The organism is Paenibacillus dendritiformis (assembly GCF_021654795.1).
Classification (GTDB): domain Bacteria; phylum Bacillota; class Bacilli; order Paenibacillales; family Paenibacillaceae; genus Paenibacillus_B.
In genome coordinates, this window is sequence record NZ_AP025344.1 from 2034254 (window position 1) to 2054653 (window position 20400).

A 20400-nucleotide genomic window follows, 5' to 3' on the forward strand; every position below is an offset into this window, starting at 1 on the left:
ATGATTCATTGTGAAGGCCTTGTCAAAATATACAAGACAGATGATATCGAAGTCGTGGCCCTGCAAGGCTTGAACTTGACCGTCAAGCAAGGAGAATTGATGGCCATTATCGGGAACAGCGGCAGCGGCAAATCGACATTGCTGAATACGTTGGGCGGCTTGGACCGCCCTTCGGCCGGCACCGTGCGGGTCGGCAAATGGGATCTGCTGAAGATAACCGATGAGCAGCTAGTTGAATACAAGCGGGATACGGTTGGTTTCATTTGGCAGAACAATGCCCGCAATCTGCTGCCTTATTTGACCGCGCTGGAAAATGTGGAAGTGCCGATGATGCTCGCAGGGAAGATGGACCGCGCTTATGCGAAGGAACTGCTGGAGGCGGTCGGACTGGGTCACCGGATGAACAACAAGCTGCATCAGCTCTCGGGCGGGGAGCAGCAGCGGGTGGCCATCGCGATCTCGCTGGCGAATCGTCCCCAATTATTATTGGCGGACGAACCGACGGGGTCGGTAGATACGCAGACGTCCGATATGATTATGGATATTTTCCGGCGCATGAACCGGGAAATGGGAGTAACGGTCGTCATTGTTACCCACGATCTGGCGCTGGCGGGCAAGGTCGATCGGGTTGTTGCCATTCGCGACGGCTTGACAAGCACCGAGTTCATCAAGCGAAATCCGAATCTGAACGGGGAGGAGGATCAAGGGGTTGCAGGGCAAGGACTGCAGGATCATCATGAAGCGTATGTCGTCGTCGACCGCGTTGGGCGCCTGCAGGTGCCGAAGGAGTACCTGGAGGCTCTCCACATTACAGATAAGGCATCGATGGAAATAGACGGAGATAAAATTATTATCCGCACACCGAAAGAGTTGGAGGGGTAACCTGTGGGTTCAAAACAATGGGTACGAAAGCTGTTGTTGGCGACCATGGCCATAGCGATGATTATTCCGATGCTGGCAGCTTGCACGAAGACAGATGCAGTGAAGCCAGGCCAAGAGCGTGTTCTTCGCATCGGCGTCCTGTACGGAGGGAATGATGATACTTATTTCCGTTCCCAGTATACGGACGTGTTTGAATTTTCGAAGCAAGGGGCCATTCGCATTGAGATCGTCCCTGCTGTGGATCAGTCCGATCGATGGGAATCGAACGGAGAATATAAACAGCCGGATTATGTAGAGGCGTTGAAGAAGATTATGACCGGAGCCAACCCGGTGGATGTGGTCGTCCTCGATGCCTCGCAATACCAGACGCTTGCCCGGGAGGGCTTGCTTAAGCAGCTCGATCCGCTTCTTCAGCAGGATAAAATCGATACGAACGAATTCGTGCCGACGGTCATCGACGGGTTGAAGGCGATGGGTGACAATAATTTGTACGGTTTAGCCCCTACATTCACCTCCCAGGCTTTATTCTACAATAGGACGTTATTCAATGAAGCAGGGGTCGAGCCGCCGACGGACAATATGACATGGGATCAAGTCTTCGATAAGGCGAAGCTTGTGTCCAAGGGCGAAGGAAAAGATCGCGTCTATGGCTTCTCCTTCAATCATTACTTCGGCAGCGATCCGTATTGGGATATGATAAATACGTATATTTCCCCGCTTAATCTTCGGATGATCGATGATAAGGCGGATTATATGACAGTCAACAGTCCACAGTGGGAGAAAGTATGGACGACAATCTCCAAACTGGTCGCTGAAAAGACAATTCCGGGTCCAAACGCGGAAATGCCTGAAAGTCCGGAAGGCCAGTTCAATCCGTTCCAGTATGACAACTTCCTGTCCGGGCGAACGGCGATGGTGCTCGGCGATTATCAGTTCATCAATTCCGATCTGTCGGATGCGATGAAAAACGCGGATAAAATCAAAGGCTTCTCGAAATTCGATTGGGATGTCGTGACGTTCCCTTCCCATCCGGAAGCTCCGGGCATTTCCGGTTCCGTCTATTTAAGAGAAATTTTTGCCGTCAATCAGAAGGCGGCGAATCCCGAAGATGCCTGGGATTTCGTCAAGTTCGTGTCAAGCGATGAATGGGCGAAGCTGCGCTCCCGCAGCAGCTATGAGCTGGTAGCGCGGAAGAAGTATATCCAGCCTAAGGATGGGCTCAGCTTTAATATTTCCGCCTTCTACACCATGAAGCCGACTCCGCCTTCAGCGCAGAAAGAGGAAGAGTTGTTGGCAAAATATAGTTTATATGAATTGGTTGAGATTGGGCGCAACTTGTTCCAGGAGGTTATGGACAACAAGAAAGGCATAAGCGATGCGTTGAAGGAATGGGAGGCGAAGGGGAATCAGGTCTTGAAAAAGAAACAGGCCAATCCCGTCTACAGCAAATAAAGGCCTGCAGAATCATCATAAAACGTATGTTGTTGCCGATTGCGCTGGACGCCTGCAGGTACCCGTACCTGCAGGCTCTTCACATTACAGATAACGCATCGATGGAAAATAGACGAAGATAAGATTATTATCCGCACACCGGAAAGAGTTAGAGGGGGGGGAACCCGTGCGTTCAAAAAAATGGGTCCGAAAACTGTTCATGGCGACGATCCCCGTGGCGATGATCATCCCGATGCTGGGTGCTTGTACGACAACAGATGAAGGTAAGCCAGGCCAGGAGCGTGTGCTGCGTATCGGCGTAGTGAGCGGAGGGAATGGTTACGAGAGTTATTTCCGCTCGGAATATACCGACTTATTCGAGTTTTCGAAGCAGGGGGCCGTCAGCATTGAAATCGTCTCTGCGAATGATTGGAAGGAGATGAAATGGAATCGCAGGAGCTCGAACGGGGAGTATGAGGAGCCAGATTATACGGAATTACTTAAGAAGCTGTTGACCGGAGCCAATCCGGTGGATGTGGTCGTTCTTGATGCGAGCGAATACCAAGCGTTTGCGCGAGACGGTCTGCTCAAGCAGATCGATCCGCTCCTTCAGAAGGATAAAATCGATACGAACGAATTCGTGCCGACGGTCATTGACGGGCTGAAGGCGATGGGAGACAATAATCTGTACGGCCTAACGCCGACATTTAGCTCACAGGCTTTATTTTATAATAAGACCCTATTCAAGGAAGCGGGAGTTGAGCCGCCGACAGACAATATGACTTGGGAGCAAGTGTTCGACAAGGCGAAGCTTATATCGAAGGGCGAGGGCAAGGAGCGCATCTACGGCTTCTCTTTCAATAATTACGAAACTGATCCGTACTCGGGCATGGATGGCTATGTTAAGCCGCTTAATCTTCGCAGGTTCGATGACACAGCAGATTCTATGACTGTCAATACGCCGATGTGGAAAAATGTATGGACGATGTTCGCGAAGCTGGTTAATGAGAAGATTATTCCAGGCGATGACAGGGAACTGCCGGAGATGCAGGATGAGCATTACAATCCGTTCCATTATGACGACTTCTTGTCCGGACGCGCGGCTATGGTGCTCGCGGATTATTGGTATATCGATTCCAGTCTATTGGAAGCGATGAAGTACGGGGACAAAATCAACGGCTTCACAAAATTCGATTGGGATGTCGTGACGGTGCCTTCCCATGCGGAAGCCCCTGGAATATCCGGCTTCGTCTCATTGCACCAGATTTTTGCCATCAATCAGAAGGCGATGAATCCGGAGGATGCCTGGGAGTTCGTCAAATTCGTATCAAGTGACGAATGGGCGAAGCTCCGTTCCCGCAACGGCGGTGAACTGGTGTCCCGCCAGAAGTACCTTAAGCCAAAGGAGGGGACAGATTTCAATATAGCGGCTTTCTACACCATGAAGCCCGTCCTGCCTACAGAACATAATGATGAAGAGTTATTCATGATGTATTCGAATTTGTGGGAAGTGCAAGAAATCGGCCGCAGTTTGTTCCAGGAAGTGATCGACAAGAAGAAGAGTGTTAGCGATGCGTTGAAGGAATGGGAGACGAAGGGCAACCAGATTTTGAAAAAGAAGCAGCTTGCTCCTGTCCATAGCGAATAAATCATCTATAAGGATCGGCAGGCCCGCTCAGGCATTGCCGGTCTTTTTACGTTGCGGCAACCTCTGCTGCGGCGCTGTTTCTACGGGCCGCCGCCGCCGTTACCGTCCCGCGCCGTCCGCATCACATGGCTGCATGATTGTCGGGTATATCGAACACAATAGTACCGACTGACGAAGAAAGGAGCCGGGATGGCAATGCATTGGATATATTGGGGGAAGTTGTACAATACGAAGTTCCAGGCCCGATGCCTCCAGGAACGGCTGGAGCAGGATGCATGGATATATGGGTATGACACGCCATATGAGGTTGAGGTCTTCCGCTCCCGCAAAGGAAAGTACGGAGTCCGCTTCGTTCTCTGAAGCGGAAACGTAAGAAAATATCATTTTTTTATACATTTATCTTGACTGTTCATGTACTGATATAGTATACTAATACTTGTCGCTGCGAAAGCAAGATTATAAAAAATGTCGCGGGGTGGAGCAGTTCGGTAGCTCGTCGGGCTCATAACCCGAAGGTCGTAGGTTCAAATCCTGCCCCCGCAACCAATATTTTTGCATAAAGCAATGGCGTAGGGGCCCTTAGCTCAGTTGGTCAGAGCGGTCGGCTCATAACCGATTGGTCGTGGGTTCGAGTCCCTCAGGGCCCACCAAAACCGTTGTTTTCAAAGATTCATAGTGTTCGCACACTGTATGTGCCGGGGTGGCGGAATTGGCAGACGCACAGGACTTAAAATCCTGCGGTAGGTGACTACCGTACCGGTTCGATCCCGGTCCTCGGCACCATTAATTGAAATGCCTGTACATAGAGAGTTCTGGATGACAGCGGTCATTGGCAGAGCTTTTTTTATTTTTACCGGTATGGGCAGAAGGCTGACGCACGCTTCATATCGCTTGACTCATGTGAAGGAAGGGGAGGAACGGCTATGGCGATACAGATTCAAGAGGATTGGGCAGCATTGCTTCATGACGAGATTAGGCAGCCCTATTTCAAACAGTTATGGGGATGGCTGAAGCAGGAGTATGAGCGTACGGTGGTATATCCGCCATTCGATCTTATCTTCTCTGCGCTACATTATACTTCGTATGCAGACACGAAAGTCGTTATCGTAGGGCAAGACCCGTATCATGGACCTGGACAGGCGCATGGACTAAGCTTCTCGGTACAGCCGGGCGTTCGTATTCCCCCCTCGCTTGTGAACATGCTGAAGGAGAGCGCAAGCGATATCGGCACGACAATGCCGCAGCATGGTTGTCTCATCCCTTGGGCAAAGCAGGGCGTGCTGATGCTGAACACGGTGCTGACCGTGCGTCAGGGGCAAGCGGCATCCCATCGCGGCATGGGGTGGGAACGATTCACCGATCGCATTATTCAGCTGTTGAATGAGCGGGAGCAGCCGGTTGTCTTCGTGCTATGGGGATCCTTCGCCCAAGCGAAGCAAGCCATGATCGACACGAGACGGCACGGCATCGTCAAAGGCCCGCATCCGAGCCCGTTGTCGGCTCATCGCGGATTTTTTGGCAGCCGCCCGTTCTCGCAAGTCAATGAATGGCTGCGCTCACGCGGAGAGACCGAGATCGATTGGCAGCTTCCTCCCGTTTCCGGTATTCCTGTGGAAGAATTGCCGCAGATGGATAAGAACGCCTAGAAGTGACGAAAGCCCTCTGTCTGTGCCGGTCGCGGAATGCAACGGACAGAGAGGCTTCTCGCCATGGCGGAAGCACCTGAGCAACCTTATGGAAGGAACGGAAGGGCCTGGTGCTAATAATGTGTTGACAAGACCATTGTCGGATGGTATACTATATCTATCGGTGTGTTCTGATAGCTCAGTAGGGAGAGCACCATCTTGACAGGGTGGGGGTCGGCGGTTCGAGCCCGTCTCAGAACACCATACTATTAACGACGACGTCCTTGAACTTTCAAGGGCTTTTTTATATTTTTTTATCCTTCGGGCCAACCACAAACCTTCCGGGAATATGCGTACATTGGCATGGATGTGGTAAGGTCTTTTTTTCTTATGCTCGGTATCCCGACAACGCAGGTGAGTTGGACAGAGGTAAAAAGAGGTAAAGGGAATTTGAGATTTATGGGACTGTCCTGCGCCAAAGGGAGAACGCACAACAGAGCGGCAGTATGGTTCTCACTGAGCCAGCGAGAGAATGAACGAAGGAATCGTAACGAGAAAATAGGAAGCGAAGGGGAGAGTCTTTAAAAAGGCGGAACGGCTTTTCAAGTCGGTGAGGGAAAGTGTGTCATCCGAGAGTGAATGCAAGGCCCGCTATTCGGCCGATCAGGTTTAAAAGCATGGGGTTCAGGGGAAAATGCCAATAGTGATTTTGAAGTTGCGAGCATTCGGAGGGATTAGGGATGAATAGTCGCATACAGTGGCTGGTCTTTGTGGCCGCGCTGCTGAGTGTCCTATTGGTTGCTGTGGGGTACACATCCTGGGCGCGTGGCGCGGCTCCCTTGCCACAGCCTGATCGTCTTGGACCGTCTACGCCCGTTATTCAACAGGACGTGTACGGCGCCGGTGTCCCGGCCCGTGTATACGCGCCTTAATCGAGAGCCTGACTGAAGGCCTTGTTCCTGCCCAGAAATTCAACCTTTCTGCGGCACGGGAACAAGGCCGTTATTGTGATGATTAGGGCTTGGCGACGGCACGGCCGCCCTGCTCTTCTTCACGGGCTTGATCGGTATCAAGGAATGTCGTCTCCTCTTCCCATCTGCGGGAATAGGCCTTCTTGGTGACGAACAGGCATAGCCAAATGGTTAGAATGAAGAAAATGACCGATACAATAATGGTGACCATTATTGAATTCAATGCGTTCCCTCCTTCAAGTCTACTGTGAGATGGATCACATCTAACTATACATGAAATCTAATTTTTTGTATAATGATATCTTATCTAAAACCAAAAAGTTGTGCATAATTTTGACAATTGATTGACAAGGAAGGTGCAGCAATGGCAGCAGAAGTGATTGAAGTCAAATCCGAAGGACAGCTTCAACAATGTTTGGAGATTCGCAAGGAAGTATTTGTGGAAGAGCAGAAGGTGCCGCTGGAGGAAGAAATCGATGAACTGGATAGCCTTGATGCGGACAGCAATCATATTCTTATCACGGTAGACGGACAAGTAGCGGCGACCGGTCGCATGAAATGGCTGGATGAGACGACCGCCAAAATGCAGCGCATCGCTGTATTAAAGCCGTTCCGCGGGAGCGGGATCGGCCGTTCGCTCATGGTGGCGCTGGAGCAGCTTGCCCGTTCCATGGGAGCGGAGAAGAGCGTGCTGGACGGGCAGTGCCAGGCGGAAGGCTTTTATCACTCGCTCGGCTATACGACCGTATCGGAAGAGCCGTTCTACGATGCGGGCATTCTGCATGTCCGCATGGAGAAGAAGCTGTAATATTCACCAGCTCTCCGGGAAAGCTAAGAGGGTCTGCTTCATGCAGAACATCTTCTTCAGGAGGCGAAACGAATGGACAACCGAGAGACGATCGTGGCCGTGCAAAAGAACGGGGATGGCGATTTGACCGCATTCCAGACAAGCACAGGAAGACAGCTGTCCTACGAGCAAGCTCTAAACGAGGTTCAGGCGGGGAACATAGCCGGAGTCAATGTCTTCAAAGGAAGAGACGGAGGGATGTATCTGCGCGGCGACGCAGACGGGGACCCGACGAACAATCTGGATAATTTGCCGCTGTTTTGACACGGAGGAATGGCCGGCATCAGAGAATAGATCACCGGCAAGCGGTGCGCGGTTGCGCTGCTTGCCGGTGTTGTGTCTGCTATTGAATCTCCATCTGTTCTTGCTGCTTCACGAACCTCATTCGCCCGGTCTTGCCCTCGAAGGCCTCCCGTTCATCTCCGTAATGCATCAGCCACAATCTTTCCTGAATGAAATCCGGCAGGGTGAGCAGTTCATCAAGCCCCGCATGCACTTCGGCTTTACCACTTAGTTGGCAGTCGTGGAAGATGGCCGTTACGCCTTGCTCTTGAACGAGCCGGCGAAGCAGCTCGGGCTGGAACTGCATGTCTGCGCTGTAAAAGAACGTATCATTGAACAGAAACGAGAAGCTTCGTTTTCCGGGAATATGCGGCGTCTCCAGCAGCTGTACCTTCAGACCGGGCAGCGGCTCCGAGGTCTGGGAAGGCTCGAGCGGGTGCACATCGAAAGCATCCTCCAGGCAGGTCAAGCCCTCTTGCGTCAGCCCGCCCTTGAGCGTATGCTCCCAGAGCGGAACGACGAGCGGAGCGGCGATGAACAGCTTCGGCTTGCGGTGGTACCGGAATTTCATCTGAAATGCGTACTCCTCCAGGCCGCCCACGTGATCGCCGTGTATATGACTGATCAGGACGCCGGCCAATTCATCGAACGAGACGCCCAACTGGTATAGCGCTTGCGGCGCCGTGATCCCGCAGTCCACGAGCAACTTGCCGGTGTTCGTATATAGTAACGCATTATTGTTGAAATATTTTTTGGCGAAGGCACTTCCTGTGCCAATCATTTGTATGCGCAGTGTCATCCAATCCCTCCGTCACGGTTCATCAACAAATTGTCGGCATGATTTTGCTTTTACTCTAACACCTGCATCTGGAATTCACAAGTGAACGGGCGGACGGGAAGAGCGCATGCGGGAATGTCAGGTCGCAAAAACACCGGAAACGAAAGGTTTTTTCCGCAACTCTCCATGCTTAGCTGAGTATAACTTAACAACTAAGCAGTTGGAGGTATCGCGATGACAAGCAGAAGAAGAATCGCAGCACTGGCTCTGCTCGGTACCATCTTGAGCGGAACGTTCGCAACGGTACAAGTCTCGGCGCAAGAGGCAGCATCGACGGCTACAGTAGGAGAAAAAGTACAGGTCGTCGTAAACGGAAACACGATTCAGGACGGGGGGCTAATGGTCGATGGACGAGCGTTTTTGTCCGTCCGCCAATTGAGTGACACGCTGCAAGCATTCGTCACATGGGACGATGCCAATAAAAAAGTCATTATCGAGAAGCCGAACGTAGATATCCTTTTATCCAAAGACAATTCCCCGTTCGGTAAAGTTCAGACAGGCAAAGCATCGTTTTCCATATTTGCCCAAGTTGATAATTTTCCTTCTTCCTTGGAGGCCGTAAAATTTACGATTACCGACCCGAAAGGGAATGCGACTCAGATTCAGCAGTTCAACGTCGAGGAGAAAAAAGATGACCCTCTCTGGCTGCGTACGGACGACTTCAAGTACGACTTCAAATCGAAGGGCGATTACCTGATCTCTTGCTATCTCAAGCAAAAGGATGGAGAATTTACACTCGTGTCCCAGAAGAAGCTGCCGGCCATCTGAGCGCGTACATCGATTCCGTGTCAGGGAAATGTGAACTTATGAACGGATCAGCTTCCGCCTACATAGGTGACATCGCTCCTGCTTCGTTGACCTGCCCTTCAGAAAGTGGTACGATACGGAAGTGTAACCAACCCATTACCTGAAAACAAAGGAGATTCACGCATGAGCGAACATCAACATAATCATGACCATGACTGTGGCTGCGGACATGACCACGAACACGACGAATTGGTCGTCACCCTGGTAGATGAAGAAGGAAATGAAATCGATATGGCCCTCGTCGAGACGTTCAATGTAGGCGAGCAAGTATATGCTCTGTTGCTGGAACGCAACAATCCGGAAGCGGATGGGATCATTGTGCGCGTAGACGAAGAGGATGAAGATATGGTTCTGAATCCGATTGAAGACGACGAGGAATGGGAACGCGTCCAGCAAGCTTACGATCAATTGGTGGCATCCCAGGAAGACTAATCCGAACAAAGCAGCTCTTCAGCGGAATATGGTTGAAGACGATGAAGCTCCGAGCGGCCGCTCGGAGCTTTTTAGCTGCTGTCACTTATGTAAACTGCCGTAGCCGCCGGATTATTTCCGCGGATTGAAGTACATGGTCCTGCCGTTGAACAAGGTCAACTCAGCCTTCCATTTCTTGGCCAAATATTTGCATAGCTCGTTTCCTTTTGCTTTGTCGCCATGGGTCGCTCCTTCCGGCAGGACGACCTGGACGCGGGAACGGGGCGGATCTCCTTCTTTGGTTCCGGAACCGAACACGATAAAATGGTATTGGGGAGAGGTTCCCTTCAGGTAGAACCAATCCTCTTCGTGTTCGGGCTTCGTCTCGATCGTATAGGGGAACGCGGCATCGGCGTATTCCCACCCCAACTGCTCTCCAGTCAAGCTGGTCTGGTGTCGGTAACTGAGGAGCTGTTCTCTCAGTTCATCCAGTGTGACGGATGGTACGGCCGATCCTTCCACAAACGTAATAAATGCGCTTTGGGTCATCCTTCCACCTCCATGCAACGTCGGATCATCCTCATCATATCATCGCGCCCGCCCGTTGGCAATATTTTCATGGCGCAGCAGGACATCCCGCTCTGCGCCTGTGGATACAGGACAGGCCGCCCATAGCTGGACGGCCTGCCGCTTTTAAAATATCGCGGTTTCTTCCACGATCACTTTGACGTACTCTATATTTCGATCCTCCGGACCTTTGACCGGCAATCCGATGTCGACGTGTTCCCGGATGTAGTCGATATTTTGCTGCGAAATGACCTCGCCCGGCAGGAGAATCGGAATTCCGGGCGGATAAACATAAATAAACTCGGCAATAATGCGTCCAGCAGACTCCTTGAACGGAACGACTTCCGTGTCGGCGTAGAACGCATCCCGCGGAATGAGCGAGAGCTGCGGGATTTCCGGTATTTTCACGATAAGCTCCTGCACCTCGTTCTTCTCGAAATGCGTTGCAGACAGCTCCCGGAGAGCCGTCAGGAGCGTCTCAATCGTGTCCCGGGAATCGCCCGGCGTCACCAGGCACAAAATATTGTACATATCGCTGAGCTCGACTTCGAGCTGGTAATGCTCCCGGAGCCAGTTTTCCGTCTCATAGCCGGTGATCCCAAGATGGCGCACATGAATGGTCAGCTTGGTCGGATCAAAGTCATAGGTCGCTTCGCCGCCAAGAATGTCCTCCCCGAAGCAGTACAAGCCCGGAATTGCATTGATCTGCACTCTTGCTTCCTCGGCCAGTTCAATGGTGCGTTCCGCGATCGCGTGGCCGTTCAGCGCCAGATTGCGGCGGGACGTATCCAGCGAAGCGAGCAGCAGGTAGGAAGTAGAGGTCGTTGTCAGCATGCTGAATATGGTCTGGACCCGGTATGGATTGACAAGCCCGTTCTTGACATTGACATTGAGAACCGAGCTCTGGGTCATAGAGCCTCCCAGCTTGTGAACGCTGGTCGCCGCCATGTCCGCGCCTGCTTCCATTGCCGAGATCGGCAGCTTCTCGTGGAAGTGGATCAGGACGCCGTGAGCTTCATCGACCAGCACCGGCACGCCGTAGGAATGGGCGAGATCGACAATCTCCTTCAGATTGGCGCAAATGCCGAAATAGGTTGGATTGATGACCAGAACCGCCTTCGCATCCGGGTGCTTCTCCAGCGCCCGGCGGACCGATCGGGTCGTGATGCCGTGATCGATCCCGAGATTGGCGTCCCTTGCCGGCGATACGAACACCGGGCGAGCCCCGGCGAAAATAATGGCCGTCATAATCGATTTATGAATATTGCGAGGCACGATAATTTTGTCGCCGGGTGAACAGACGGACATAATCATCGTGATGATGGCCCCGCTTGTGCCCTGCACGCTGAAGAAGGTATAATCTGCGCCGAAGGCATCCGCAGCCAAGGCTTGCGCTTCGGCGATGACGGCTGTCGGCTGGTGCAGATCGTCCAGCGGAGCAATGTTGATCAAGTCTATGGAGAAGGCGTTATCTCCGAGGAAATCCCGGAATTCGGCATCGCTGCCGGCGCCTTTTTTGTGTCCCGGAATATGAAATTGAACCGGGTTCCGGGCGGCATGCTCCTTCAAAGCGGAAAAAAGAGGCGTCCGATGGTGGTTCATCGCCGTAATCACAACCTTTCTTGCTGAAAATGCAGATAGGTTTGCGCATCTTGACGCAAACAATGATAAGTTTAACAAAAACGTTTCGGAATGCAAGCAGTTTTTCGGCGGCGCCGAAGAGTGTGACATTTGTCGCATTTTAGTCATTTTCGTTGCTAACCAATTATGTTAGGATGAACGTATACATAGGAGGGAACTGTGTCATGAAAAAACAAATGACTGTCGTCGTGCTCATGCTGATGATGGTATTTATCGGATTCGGCATCGTCATTCCGGTCCTGCCGATGATGATTACCGACGCTGGAGCGAACGAAGTGCATCTGGGGCTGATGCTCTCGCTGTATTCGCTCGTTTCCTTTATTCTGTCCCCATTGTGGGGAGCGCTATCAGAAAAAGTAGGCCGACGTCCGATCATCCTCATCGGCACGCTTGGCTTCAGCGCCAGCTACGCGCTGTTCGGATTGGCGGACGGCTCGCTGTGGATGATGTATGCCTCGCGCTTGCTCGGAGGCTTGTTCTCCGGAGCGGTGACTGCCGTCATCGTCGCCTATGTAGCCGACATTACGCCGCCGGAGCGGCGGACGAAGGGGATGGCGATGGTCGGCATGGCGATTGGTCTCGGCTTCACGTTCGGGCCCGCATTCGGGGGCATTATCAGCAAGCTCGGCCATAACGCGCCCTTTTTTGCCGCGTCGGCGTTGACGCTGCTGACCTGCTTGCTCGGCTTCGCACTGCTGCAGGAATCGCTGCCGAAGGAGAAGCGGATGCAGCCGCGCGAGGCGGCGCCTTCCCGCTGGACGGCCTTCACCGGCATGATGAAATATTTGTACGTGCTGTCCTTCTTCGTGACCTTTACGCTGGCCGGGCTGGAGTCCACCTTGCTCTATTTCCAGGCGGTACGGATTCCGGATATTACGGCCGTGGACATCGGCTTCATGTTCTTCTACTGCGGCCTCGCCGGCGCGCTTGTGCAGGGCGGCATCGTCAGACGCTATATTAAGAACGGAGCGGAAAAGAAGACGATTGGCGCCGGGCTGGTCATTTCGGCCCTCGGCTTTTTCCTCCTGCTGCTGTCGTCCAATATGGTGAACGCGACGATATTTTTATGCGTCTTCGGAATCGGCAACGCGCTGATCCGGCCATGCGTGACCTCCCTCATCACACAGAAGACGACGGTCAGCCAAGGGGTCGCATCGGGTCTCAATTCCTCCATGGACAGCTTCGGCCGGATCGCCGGACCGCTGCTGGCCGTGGCCATCTTCAAATGGAACGCCAATCTGCCTTATATCGTTGGCGGCATTCTGTGCCTGGCGGCCATCGGCCTGCTCGTTCGCTTCGCGGCGGCGGAACGGGCGAAGGCTTCGGCCGGAACTTCCATATAGTCCCTCCGTCTTGGACGGCTCATAAGATTGGAGGCAAGCACAAAATAAGGGTGATTCTCCCGGGTACTCTCGGGGAATCACCCTTTTGTCTGCGCTGCGGCTTGTCCGGTTACCTGTCGCGCCGTGGGGCCGGCGAACGCGTGCGGAAGCTACGCCTCCAGGGCCAGCTTATAGAGCGGCATGAGCGCCGTCAGCGTGCGGCGGGCCAGCGCCATGAACGCTTCGCCGTCGGACAGCACCGGATCGTGGGCGGCGATGTTCCGCCCGACGAGCCATTCCGCCTGCTTGACGTCGCGGAAGCGGACAAGCATTTTCTTCAACTCCTCATCGTTGATATCGCTGAGGCGGACGTTGTCTTTTTGCATATGATCCATCGAGATCACGAAGTCGGCCGGCACAAGCGAGCGGAACCGCTTCGTATCGTTCAGCATCATGCTCGCGATATTGCGCTTGTTCGCCACTTCATAGATGAAGGCCAGCCAGATGAACACATGGTCATCGAACAGACCGACCTGGAAATGGGGCAGCGACTTGTAGCCGCGCTTATTCGGACCGATGGCAAGCCATGTGTCCTTCGGCGGATTGACCGTGCGCCGGGCATGCTTCGCAATATGTAAAAACATCTCTTGGCCGCTCTGCACAGCGGCATCGCCGACAAGCTCTTCGCCAATCGCTCGGAACTTGGGCTGGATATGTTCGCGGATTCCTTCCATCCGGGCTTCCAGTCCTTCGGTCAGGAAAACCTGGAAGTCGGTTGCGTTAAATCCGGTAAATGACGTGCTCATCGTTATCGTTCCTTTCGTGCCGTTGTAAGCCGATTATACCATATTATGCACCAACTTGATTGGCGCGAGCAATTCGAGTCAATAACCAAGTTACCGAATCATATGATGAAGTATACGATATCGTAAGGAGGGATTGCCGTGAACCGCAGTGATGAGGTCGAATACCGGAATTTGGAGCTGCGCTTTGACCGCCGGCAAATCCAAAACCTCATTCGGGATCTGATACAGGAAGGATACTCCTTGTACTGGAGCGAGAATGAGACATTGTTTATCGTGTCTATCCGAACGGGGCGGAAGCTGGTCAAATTGCGTTTTCAGCGCTTGCAGGATCGGTTCAAGCTGGTAGGCGACTATACGATCCGCGACGAGAAGTTATCCGAATTCATTGAGCGATTGATCGGGCATGTGCGCGGCCATGCGGTCGTGCGCCGATGCAAGGACAGACAGGTGCTGGTCGAAAATATTATGTTCGGCGAACGGATTCGCCTCGTGGAAATATGCGGACCCGAGCAGCGGGTGCTGTATCAGAAGCGGCCCATTATTACAATGGAAGAGATGGCGCAGGCTTTCGCGTCCACGCAGGCGGAGGAGCGGATAGGCGAGCTTCGGCTCGAGATTGATTATGCGCTGTCGGAGCTGCATGAAGCGATGCGAACGAATGATGCGGAGAAGGCGGAGGAGTGTAAAAAGAGTCTCGAGCTTCTGCGCCGGGAAATGATTCAGCTCGAATGGTAATGATGCGCTGCAGTATGCGAAGGCCGGTCATCCAATACCCCGATACACCCTTCCTTCCGCAAGATTTAAATGGGGCGGAATGTTGCAGGGTGTATTCCTGTGCGGTACAATAGGCGTAATGTTAGGCTATATCAAATTATAGATAAAGGGTGGAAGGACCATATGACGAAGAATCAAATTGGTGTCATCGGCCTTGCCGTAATGGGCAAAAATTTGGCGCTTAATATCGAAAGCCGCGGATTCGCCGTATCTGTCTACAACCGTTCGCGCGAGAAGACGGATGCGCTTCTGCAAGAGGCGGCAGGCAAGCAGTTGACAGGTACATATACCATTGAAGAATTCGTGGACTCCCTGGCTGTGCCGCGCAAGATCCTGATTATGGTTCAAGCGGGACAAGCTACCGATGCGACGATCGAACAGCTTCTGCCTCATCTCGATCAAGGGGATATTATTATTGACGGCGGGAATGCCCACTTCCCGGACACTCAGCGCCGAAGTAAATATTTGGAAGGAAAGGGAATTCGCTTCATTGGAGCGGGCGTATCCGGCGGGGAAGAAGGAGCGCTGAAGGGGCCTGCGATTATGCCAGGCGGCCAGGAGAGTGCTTATAAGCTGGTAGAGCCGATTCTGACCTCGATCTCGGCCAAGGTTAACGGAGATCCTTGCTGCACGTATATCGGTCCTGACGGTGCGGGCCACTATGTGAAGATGGTTCACAACGGCATCGAGTACGGCGACATGCAGTTGATCTGCGAAGCGTACCATCTGTTGACGACCGTGCTTGGCGTCGATACGAAGGAGCTTCATTCGATCTTCAAGGAATGGAACAATGGTGAGCTTGACAGCTACCTGATCGAGATTACGGCCGACATCTTCTCGAAGTATGACGAAGAGACCGGCAAGCCGATGGTGGACGTCATTCTTGACTCCGCAGGGCAAAAGGGCACGGGCAAATGGACAAGCCAAAGCGCGCTCGATCTTGGCGTGCCGCTGTCGATGATTACGGAATCGGTATTTTCCCGCTTCCTGTCCGCCCTGAAGGAAGAGCGCGTCGCCGCGAGCAAGGTGCTGCAAGGACCGGCAACGAAGCCGTTCACGGGCGATAAGGCCGAATTCATCGAGAATGTACGGAAGGCGCTCTATGCGAGCAAGATCGTATCGTATGCCCAGGGCTTCGCCCAAATGCGCGCCGCATCCGACGAGTTCGGCTGGAACCTGCGCTACGGCGACATCGCCATGATCTTCCGCGGCGGCTGCATCATTCGCTCCCGCTTCCTGCATAACATCAAGGAAGCATATGATCAGGATCCGGAGCTGAAAAATTTGCTGCTTGATCCTTATTTCAAAAATATTGTGGAAACCTACCAGGAGGCATGGCGTCAAGTGGTTGCCGCGGCAGTCGCTTACGGCGTGCCGGTGCCGGGCTTCGCGAGCGCGCTTGCGTACTTCGACAGCTACCGCACGGAGCGGCTGCCTGCGAACCTGCTTCAAGCCCAACGCGACTACTTCGGCGCCCATACGTTCAAGCGCGTCGACAAGGAAGGCACCTTCCACTATAACTGGTTGTCCGAATAAGGCATCATAACGCCGGGCCCGCGTGGGCCCGGCGTTATTTACGGATGGCCTTCCCGGTCCAGAAGCCCGTATGTGGCTTCGGCCAAATATTGGCGGATATGCTCCGATCTCTCGCTGAAGCTTGCACCGCGAACAAGCAGCAGGGAGATTTCAGCGAAGTAGCGGAAGTTTTGCAGAATCCGTTCCGGACCGAGACGGGCCCAGGCTTCATCCTTTTCGGTAAGCTTGCTTTTGACGAAATTCAGTACCCACACGATATCTTCTCTGCACAGCGGATGCTGCGTGTCCATAATACGGGCCATTCGGGCGGATACGCTGCGCTGTGCGGATTGGGAATCCGGGGAGGGCAGGGTGGACATGCCGATTCACTCCTACGCGGCCTCATCGCTTCCGGCGATGCTTGTACCTTCTTATCAGGCATCAGGCTTCGCACCGGCGCAAGGCGCACAACATTCTTATAATCATCATCTTTATGTCGAAGGCGGTGATTTTATACATGGCGCCATTGTCGAACGGAAGACTCGTATGCTATCATATGGGAAGTTTACGCCAGCAGGACGGGGGATATCAGCATGAGCAACCGCTCGATTGTACTTATCGGATTTATGGGAACCGGCAAATCAACCGTCGGCGCACGATTGGCCGAACGGTTACAGCTTCCCTTCCGCGATCTGGACGAGGAGATTGTCCGCCGGACGGGACAGTCGATTCCCGAACTTTTCACGGAGCGGGGAGAGGCTTATTTCCGGGAACAGGAGGGACGAATTCTCTCTCTGCTGCTGGAGGAGCAGGATCCTCAGATTATCGCTACCGGCGGTGGGGCCGTCTTGAGGGACGACAACCGGAAGCTTATGCAGGAGCGGGCTACCGTGATTCATCTGACAGCAGAGGAGGCGACGATCGTGGATCGGGTTCGCCAGGACCGGAACCGTCCGCTGCTGCAGGGCGATGTAGAGGAGCGGGTTCGCCGCTTGATGGCAGAGCGCCGCGGGTTGTACGACTTCGCTCATCTGTGCGTGCCGACGGACGGCGAGCCCGTGGAACAATTATGCGCCCGAATCCTCGCTTATATGGAACGGGATTAGTCCTCGGGTTCCAACTCGGCCCAGGAGAGCATGCCGCCTTCCAGATTCACGGCATTGTCCCTGCCAAGGTGCTGCAAATATTCGCACACACGCTCGCTGCGGTAGCCGCTGCGGCAGATGAAGACGGTCTCTTCCGCCGGATCGATCTCTTCAAGCCGTTCCGGAATCTCGTTCATCGGAATATGCTTGGCGCCGGGAATCATGCCTAGGGCAACTTCCTCGTCCTCGCGCACATCGATCATGTTTAACGCTTCGCCGCGCTGCAGCCGGCTTCTCAGCTCCGCGGCTTCAATGGTCTTGATGGGTCTCATTCGGGAACAAGCATCCTTTCTCGACGGAAATAATTGAGTCGTCCGGTTCCAGATACCGGGCGCTCAATGGAATATATTCAATATTATACGTTTAAATTTAAAGGAGTGGAAGCGCATGGACGTTATCGTAAGGCCGACATCCCGGCTGCAAGGTGAGATTCAGGCATTGTCATCCAAAAATTATACGACCCGGTACTTGCTTGCCGCCGGATTGGCGGAAGGAACGAGCACGATATACTATCCGGCCCACAGTGAAGATAGCGATGCCATGCGCCGCTGTCTGCGCGATCTTGGCGCGGTGCTGGAGGAGGACGACGAGAAGCTGGTCATTACCGGCTTCGGACCCCGTCCGCAGCTGGCAGGTCCGGCACATGAACTGAATGTGGGCAATGCCGGAGCGGTGCTGCGGTTTTTGATGGCCGTGGCCGCTTTGCTGCCGGAGGCGAACTTCATCAATGCTTATCCGGACTCGCTAGGGAAGCGGCCGCATGACGATCTGATTGCGGCGCTCACCCAGCTGGGGGTGGAAGTGTCGCATCGCGAGGGCAAGCTGCCGATCACCATTCGCGGAGGCGAGCCGAAGGGCGGACATATCCGCGTATCGGGAAGCGTCAGCTCGCAGTTCCTTAGCGCCTTGCTCTTCCTCACTCCGCTTCTGAAGGAGGACAGCGTCATCGAGGTCGTGGACGATCTCAAGTCCAAGGTTGTCGTCGGCCAGACGCTGGAAGTGCTGGCTCAGGCGGGGATTCGCATCGACGCCCGGGAAGATTTGATGTATTTTCGGGTGCCTGGCAACCAAAGCTATGAAGCGAAGACCTATGTCGTGCAGGGGGATTATCCGGGTTCGGCCGCGGTGCTGGCGGCGGCGGCCGTCGTTCCATCCGACATCGTCGTCACAGGTCTGACCGAGGACAGCAAGCAGGGAGAGCGCGCGATTGTCGATGTGCTGCGCATGATGGACGTGCCGCTGGAGCATGCGAACGCGACGGTTCGCATCCAGGGGGGCGGTCCGCTGAAGGCGGTGGAGTTCGACGGAGACGCGGCGACCGATGCCGTGCTCGCGATGGTGGCGGCCGCCGTCTTCGCCGACGGAACCTCGCGCTTCTATAATGTCGAGAACTTGCGGTATAAGGAATGCGACCGCATCACCGACTATGTGGCCGAGCTCCGGAAGGCCGGCGCGGATGTCGAGGAGCGGCAGGCGGAGATTATCGTGCACGGGAAGCCGCAAGGCGTAGCCGGCGGCGTCGAGATCAACGCGCACTACGATCACCGGGTCATTATGGCGCTCACGGTGGTCGGGCTGCGGGCGCAGCAGCCGGTTCGCATTCGCGATGCCCATCATGTCGCCAAATCGTACCCTCAATATTTTGACCATTTGAAGGCATTGGGCGCGCAGGTGGAATGGGTGGAAGGCTAACCGAGCCTATCCCGCTTAGCACATGGAAAGGAGTGAATGCAAATGAGCTACGAGCACCCGCCCCAAGAAGAGATCCGCAAGCTGCTGAACGAGAGCGGGACGATAGCCGTGGTCGGTCTGTCTGATGACCCGACGCGGGTATCCTATATGGTGGCCGAAGCGATGCAAAAGAAGGGGTACCGGATTATTCCGGTCAACCCGAAGGCGGACCGCATTCTTGGCGAGGCCTGCTATCCCTCGTTGAAGGACGTGCCGGTTCCGATCGATATCGTGAACGTGTTCCGGCGCAGCGAATATTGCGCCGATGTGGCGCGGGAGGCGGCGGAGGTCAAGGCGAAGGCCCTATGGCTGCAGCAGGGGATCGTGAATGAAGAAGCGGCCCGCATCGCCGCGGATAACGGCATGTTCTGCGTCATGGACTTGTGCATCAAAGTGCTGGATTCGATTTTGCTCCCGCAGGGGAAGACCGTATCTTAACCAATACCGGGCAGATCGCCGGGGGTTCTCGTCTGAGGGCGATTGAGAACTCCCGGCTTCTGTCTTTATTAGGGCTGTTCAAAAGCATATGCTTCGAATTCTTCAGGCTGGTGGAAAAACCCTGTTTTTTACGAAGGGGTGGAAATGTCCATTTTCCTACTCAAAACTTGGCACTTATAGCCTGGCATCGTTGCCTCGTGGGCTTGAACGTGTGGAGGGAATTGCTGCTATTTTACAGGAATTTTGGCTGAATGAATCCACATCCCGAGGAATTGCTGCAAATGCTCCTAGGCCCCCTAATTAAACTGGAGCTTCCGGCTCCAATATTATAAGCTGTTATCAGAGGGGGACAACTAGTATGGGAAAGCACTTTAGCAAGGAAAAACGCCTGCAAATTGTAAAGGAAGCAATGGCCGGCATTAAGGTGGGAACACTTGCCCGAATGTACGGTGTCCATCCGGAGACGGTACGTGTTTGGGTTAGAGACCACCGTGACGAAATTAGCCAAGAGGAGATACCCGCAGCAGACGAGCATCTGCAAGAACTCCGTCGACTTCAAGAGGTAGAGGCAAAGTTCGAGCAGGCAAAAAAGCTCCTGGGTGAAAAAGAGCTTGAGATCGAGATCCTACGAGAAGTCGTAAAAAAGAAGAACCCCGCTTATCTGAAAGACTTGAAATAGCAGAACCGTTTATTAAGCGGGGGCATGCAGCAGCTAAAGT

At 53.7% G+C, this 20400-nt stretch carries 23 protein-coding genes and 4 tRNA genes; 20 read left to right on the forward strand and 7 right to left on the reverse strand.

Annotation, left to right across the window (positions count from 1 at the left end; translation table 11 throughout):
- The 9 genes from L6439_RS08930 to L6439_RS08970 all read left to right on the forward strand — a co-directional run bounded on the left by L6439_RS08930 (position 1) and on the right by L6439_RS08970 (position 5850).
- Entirely contained in the window at positions 1-882 is an 882-nt protein-coding gene (locus L6439_RS08930) for an ABC transporter ATP-binding protein (protein ID WP_168178918.1), read from the forward strand.
- A 3-nt stretch (positions 883-885) separates the two neighbouring features.
- Positions 886-2334 (forward strand): ABC transporter substrate-binding protein, encoded by a 1449-nt coding sequence (locus tag L6439_RS08935; protein WP_213469103.1) that lies wholly within the window; start codon positions 886-888, stop codon positions 2332-2334.
- Positions 2335-2500: 166 nt separating this feature from the next.
- Positions 2501-3961 carry an ABC transporter substrate-binding protein gene (locus L6439_RS08940; RefSeq protein WP_213469104.1) on the forward strand — a complete coding sequence of 487 codons (1461 nt, stop codon included), beginning with the start codon at positions 2501-2503 and terminating at the stop codon, positions 3959-3961.
- Between the two features lie 195 nt (positions 3962-4156).
- The gene (locus tag L6439_RS08945; protein WP_164776213.1) at positions 4157-4321 is read left to right on the forward strand and encodes a hypothetical protein; all 165 of its coding nucleotides are present in this window, start codon (positions 4157-4159) and stop codon (positions 4319-4321) included.
- 109 nt (positions 4322-4430) lie between these two features.
- Positions 4431-4507: transfer RNA gene (locus tag L6439_RS08950), tRNA-Met, on the forward strand.
- A gap of 27 nt (positions 4508-4534) precedes the next feature.
- Positions 4535-4611: transfer RNA gene (locus L6439_RS08955), tRNA-Ile, on the forward strand.
- A 44-nt stretch (positions 4612-4655) separates the two neighbouring features.
- Positions 4656-4744: transfer RNA gene (locus L6439_RS08960), tRNA-Leu, on the forward strand.
- 140 nt (positions 4745-4884) lie between these two features.
- Complete coding sequence (gene ung, locus L6439_RS08965) at positions 4885-5607, forward strand: uracil-DNA glycosylase (RefSeq protein WP_213469105.1); 723 nt, start codon at positions 4885-4887, stop codon at positions 5605-5607.
- Positions 5608-5774: 167 nt separating this feature from the next.
- Positions 5775-5850 (forward strand) — tRNA-Val (locus L6439_RS08970).
- Positions 5851-6600: 750 nt separating this feature from the next.
- Here L6439_RS08970 and L6439_RS08975 read toward each other — a convergent pair.
- Positions 6601-6780, reverse strand: a complete 180-nt coding sequence (locus L6439_RS08975; RefSeq protein ID WP_168178898.1) for a hypothetical protein — start codon at positions 6778-6780, stop codon at positions 6601-6603.
- Positions 6781-6921: 141 nt separating this feature from the next.
- On the opposite strand from L6439_RS08975, the gene L6439_RS08980 reads away from it, so the two are divergent.
- Both L6439_RS08980 and L6439_RS08985 read left to right on the forward strand, forming a co-directional pair.
- Positions 6922-7365, forward strand: coding sequence for a GNAT family N-acetyltransferase (locus L6439_RS08980; RefSeq protein ID WP_213469106.1), 444 nt, complete (start codon positions 6922-6924; stop codon positions 7363-7365).
- 72 nt (positions 7366-7437) lie between these two features.
- The gene (locus L6439_RS08985) at positions 7438-7668 is read left to right on the forward strand and encodes a DUF3892 domain-containing protein (RefSeq protein WP_087442190.1); all 231 of its coding nucleotides are present in this window, start codon (positions 7438-7440) and stop codon (positions 7666-7668) included.
- 79 nt (positions 7669-7747) lie between these two features.
- Here the strand turns inward: L6439_RS08985 and L6439_RS08990 are convergent, their stop codons facing one another.
- A complete protein-coding gene (locus L6439_RS08990) occupies positions 7748-8485 on the reverse strand; it encodes an MBL fold metallo-hydrolase (protein WP_168178912.1) in 738 nt (245 codons plus the stop codon).
- A 213-nt stretch (positions 8486-8698) separates the two neighbouring features.
- On the opposite strand from L6439_RS08990, the gene L6439_RS08995 reads away from it, so the two are divergent.
- Positions 8699-9292, forward strand: coding sequence for a stalk domain-containing protein (locus L6439_RS08995; protein ID WP_168178911.1), 594 nt, complete (start codon positions 8699-8701; stop codon positions 9290-9292).
- A 162-nt stretch (positions 9293-9454) separates the two neighbouring features.
- Positions 9455-9763 (forward strand): DUF1292 domain-containing protein, encoded by a 309-nt coding sequence (locus tag L6439_RS09000; RefSeq protein WP_168178910.1) that lies wholly within the window; start codon positions 9455-9457, stop codon positions 9761-9763.
- A 111-nt stretch (positions 9764-9874) separates the two neighbouring features.
- Here L6439_RS09000 and L6439_RS09005 read toward each other — a convergent pair whose 3' ends face one another.
- Together L6439_RS09005 and L6439_RS09010 are read right to left on the reverse strand one after the other, a co-directional pair.
- Positions 9875-10291, reverse strand: coding sequence for a DUF1885 family protein (locus L6439_RS09005; protein ID WP_168178909.1), 417 nt, complete (start codon positions 10289-10291; stop codon positions 9875-9877).
- A gap of 144 nt (positions 10292-10435) precedes the next feature.
- Positions 10436-11911, reverse strand: coding sequence for an aminotransferase class I/II-fold pyridoxal phosphate-dependent enzyme (locus tag L6439_RS09010; protein WP_168178908.1), 1476 nt, complete (start codon positions 11909-11911; stop codon positions 10436-10438).
- Between the two features lie 203 nt (positions 11912-12114).
- Between L6439_RS09010 and L6439_RS09015 the strand changes: the two genes are divergently transcribed.
- Positions 12115-13293 carry an MFS transporter gene (locus L6439_RS09015; protein ID WP_168178907.1) on the forward strand — a complete coding sequence of 393 codons (1179 nt, stop codon included), beginning with the start codon at positions 12115-12117 and terminating at the stop codon, positions 13291-13293.
- A gap of 149 nt (positions 13294-13442) precedes the next feature.
- On the opposite strand, the gene L6439_RS09020 is transcribed toward L6439_RS09015, so the two are convergent.
- Entirely contained in the window at positions 13443-14078 is a 636-nt protein-coding gene (locus L6439_RS09020) for a YktB family protein (RefSeq protein WP_213469107.1), read from the reverse strand.
- Between the two features lie 138 nt (positions 14079-14216).
- Here L6439_RS09020 and L6439_RS09025 point away from each other — a divergent pair, with 138 nt between their 5' ends.
- Both L6439_RS09025 and gndA read left to right on the forward strand, forming a co-directional pair.
- Entirely contained in the window at positions 14217-14813 is a 597-nt protein-coding gene (locus L6439_RS09025) for a hypothetical protein (RefSeq protein ID WP_168178905.1), read from the forward strand.
- Between the two features lie 162 nt (positions 14814-14975).
- Entirely contained in the window at positions 14976-16388 is a 1413-nt protein-coding gene (gene gndA, locus L6439_RS09030) for an NADP-dependent phosphogluconate dehydrogenase (RefSeq protein ID WP_213469108.1), read from the forward strand.
- A gap of 38 nt (positions 16389-16426) precedes the next feature.
- Here gndA and L6439_RS09035 read toward each other — a convergent pair whose 3' ends face one another.
- A complete protein-coding gene (locus tag L6439_RS09035) occupies positions 16427-16747 on the reverse strand; it encodes a methyltransferase (RefSeq protein WP_168178903.1) in 321 nt (106 codons plus the stop codon).
- A gap of 213 nt (positions 16748-16960) precedes the next feature.
- Between L6439_RS09035 and L6439_RS09040 the strand changes: the two genes are divergently transcribed.
- Entirely contained in the window at positions 16961-17473 is a 513-nt protein-coding gene (locus L6439_RS09040; RefSeq protein WP_213469109.1) for a shikimate kinase, read from the forward strand.
- On the opposite strand, the gene L6439_RS09045 is transcribed toward L6439_RS09040, so the two are convergent.
- Positions 17470-17784 (reverse strand): rhodanese-like domain-containing protein, encoded by a 315-nt coding sequence (locus L6439_RS09045; RefSeq protein ID WP_168178901.1) that lies wholly within the window; start codon positions 17782-17784, stop codon positions 17470-17472. The genes L6439_RS09040 and L6439_RS09045 overlap by 4 nt on opposite strands.
- Positions 17785-17899: 115 nt before the next feature.
- Between L6439_RS09045 and aroA the strand changes: the two genes are divergently transcribed.
- The 3 genes from aroA to L6439_RS09060 all read left to right on the forward strand — a co-directional run bounded on the left by aroA (position 17900) and on the right by L6439_RS09060 (position 20360).
- A complete protein-coding gene (gene aroA, locus L6439_RS09050) occupies positions 17900-19204 on the forward strand; it encodes a 3-phosphoshikimate 1-carboxyvinyltransferase (RefSeq protein ID WP_213469110.1) in 1305 nt (434 codons plus the stop codon).
- A 42-nt stretch (positions 19205-19246) separates the two neighbouring features.
- A complete protein-coding gene (locus tag L6439_RS09055; RefSeq protein ID WP_168178899.1) occupies positions 19247-19681 on the forward strand; it encodes a CoA-binding protein in 435 nt (144 codons plus the stop codon).
- Positions 19682-20039: 358 nt separating this feature from the next.
- Entirely contained in the window at positions 20040-20360 is a 321-nt protein-coding gene (locus tag L6439_RS09060) for a transposase (protein ID WP_172879205.1), read from the forward strand.
- The last annotated feature ends 40 nt before the right edge of the window (positions 20361-20400 follow it).

What these genes read in the sequence shown, in the direction of transcription:
- L6439_RS09010 (WP_168178908.1), bottom strand. Translation starts at nt 11,911, where the DNA reads ATGAACCACCATCGGACGCCTCTTTTTTCCGCTTTGAAGGAGCATGCC.
- L6439_RS09005 (WP_168178909.1), bottom strand. Translation starts at nt 10,291, where the DNA reads ATGACCCAAAGCGCATTTATTACGTTTGTGGAAGGATCGGCCGTACCA.
- L6439_RS09060 (WP_172879205.1), top strand. Translation starts at nt 20,040, where the DNA reads ATGGGAAAGCACTTTAGCAAGGAAAAACGCCTGCAAATTGTAAAGGAA.
- L6439_RS08945 (WP_164776213.1), top strand. Translation starts at nt 4,157, where the DNA reads ATGCATTGGATATATTGGGGGAAGTTGTACAATACGAAGTTCCAGGCC.
- L6439_RS09055 (WP_168178899.1), top strand. Translation starts at nt 19,247, where the DNA reads ATGAGCTACGAGCACCCGCCCCAAGAAGAGATCCGCAAGCTGCTGAAC.
- ung (WP_213469105.1), top strand. Translation starts at nt 4,885, where the DNA reads ATGGCGATACAGATTCAAGAGGATTGGGCAGCATTGCTTCATGACGAG.
- L6439_RS08980 (WP_213469106.1), top strand. Translation starts at nt 6,922, where the DNA reads ATGGCAGCAGAAGTGATTGAAGTCAAATCCGAAGGACAGCTTCAACAA.
- L6439_RS09015 (WP_168178907.1), top strand. Translation starts at nt 12,115, where the DNA reads ATGAAAAAACAAATGACTGTCGTCGTGCTCATGCTGATGATGGTATTT.
- L6439_RS09040 (WP_213469109.1), top strand. Translation starts at nt 16,961, where the DNA reads ATGAGCAACCGCTCGATTGTACTTATCGGATTTATGGGAACCGGCAAA.
- L6439_RS08990 (WP_168178912.1), bottom strand. Translation starts at nt 8,485, where the DNA reads ATGACACTGCGCATACAAATGATTGGCACAGGAAGTGCCTTCGCCAAA.
- L6439_RS09020 (WP_213469107.1), bottom strand. Translation starts at nt 14,078, where the DNA reads ATGAGCACGTCATTTACCGGATTTAACGCAACCGACTTCCAGGTTTTC.
- aroA (WP_213469110.1), top strand. Translation starts at nt 17,900, where the DNA reads ATGGACGTTATCGTAAGGCCGACATCCCGGCTGCAAGGTGAGATTCAG.
- gndA (WP_213469108.1), top strand. Translation starts at nt 14,976, where the DNA reads ATGACGAAGAATCAAATTGGTGTCATCGGCCTTGCCGTAATGGGCAAA.
- L6439_RS08985 (WP_087442190.1), top strand. Translation starts at nt 7,438, where the DNA reads ATGGACAACCGAGAGACGATCGTGGCCGTGCAAAAGAACGGGGATGGC.
- L6439_RS08930 (WP_168178918.1), top strand. Translation starts at nt 1, where the DNA reads ATGATTCATTGTGAAGGCCTTGTCAAAATATACAAGACAGATGATATC.
- L6439_RS09045 (WP_168178901.1), bottom strand. Translation starts at nt 17,784, where the DNA reads ATGAGACCCATCAAGACCATTGAAGCCGCGGAGCTGAGAAGCCGGCTG.
- L6439_RS08995 (WP_168178911.1), top strand. Translation starts at nt 8,699, where the DNA reads ATGACAAGCAGAAGAAGAATCGCAGCACTGGCTCTGCTCGGTACCATC.
- L6439_RS09000 (WP_168178910.1), top strand. Translation starts at nt 9,455, where the DNA reads ATGAGCGAACATCAACATAATCATGACCATGACTGTGGCTGCGGACAT.
- L6439_RS09035 (WP_168178903.1), bottom strand. Translation starts at nt 16,747, where the DNA reads ATGTCCACCCTGCCCTCCCCGGATTCCCAATCCGCACAGCGCAGCGTA.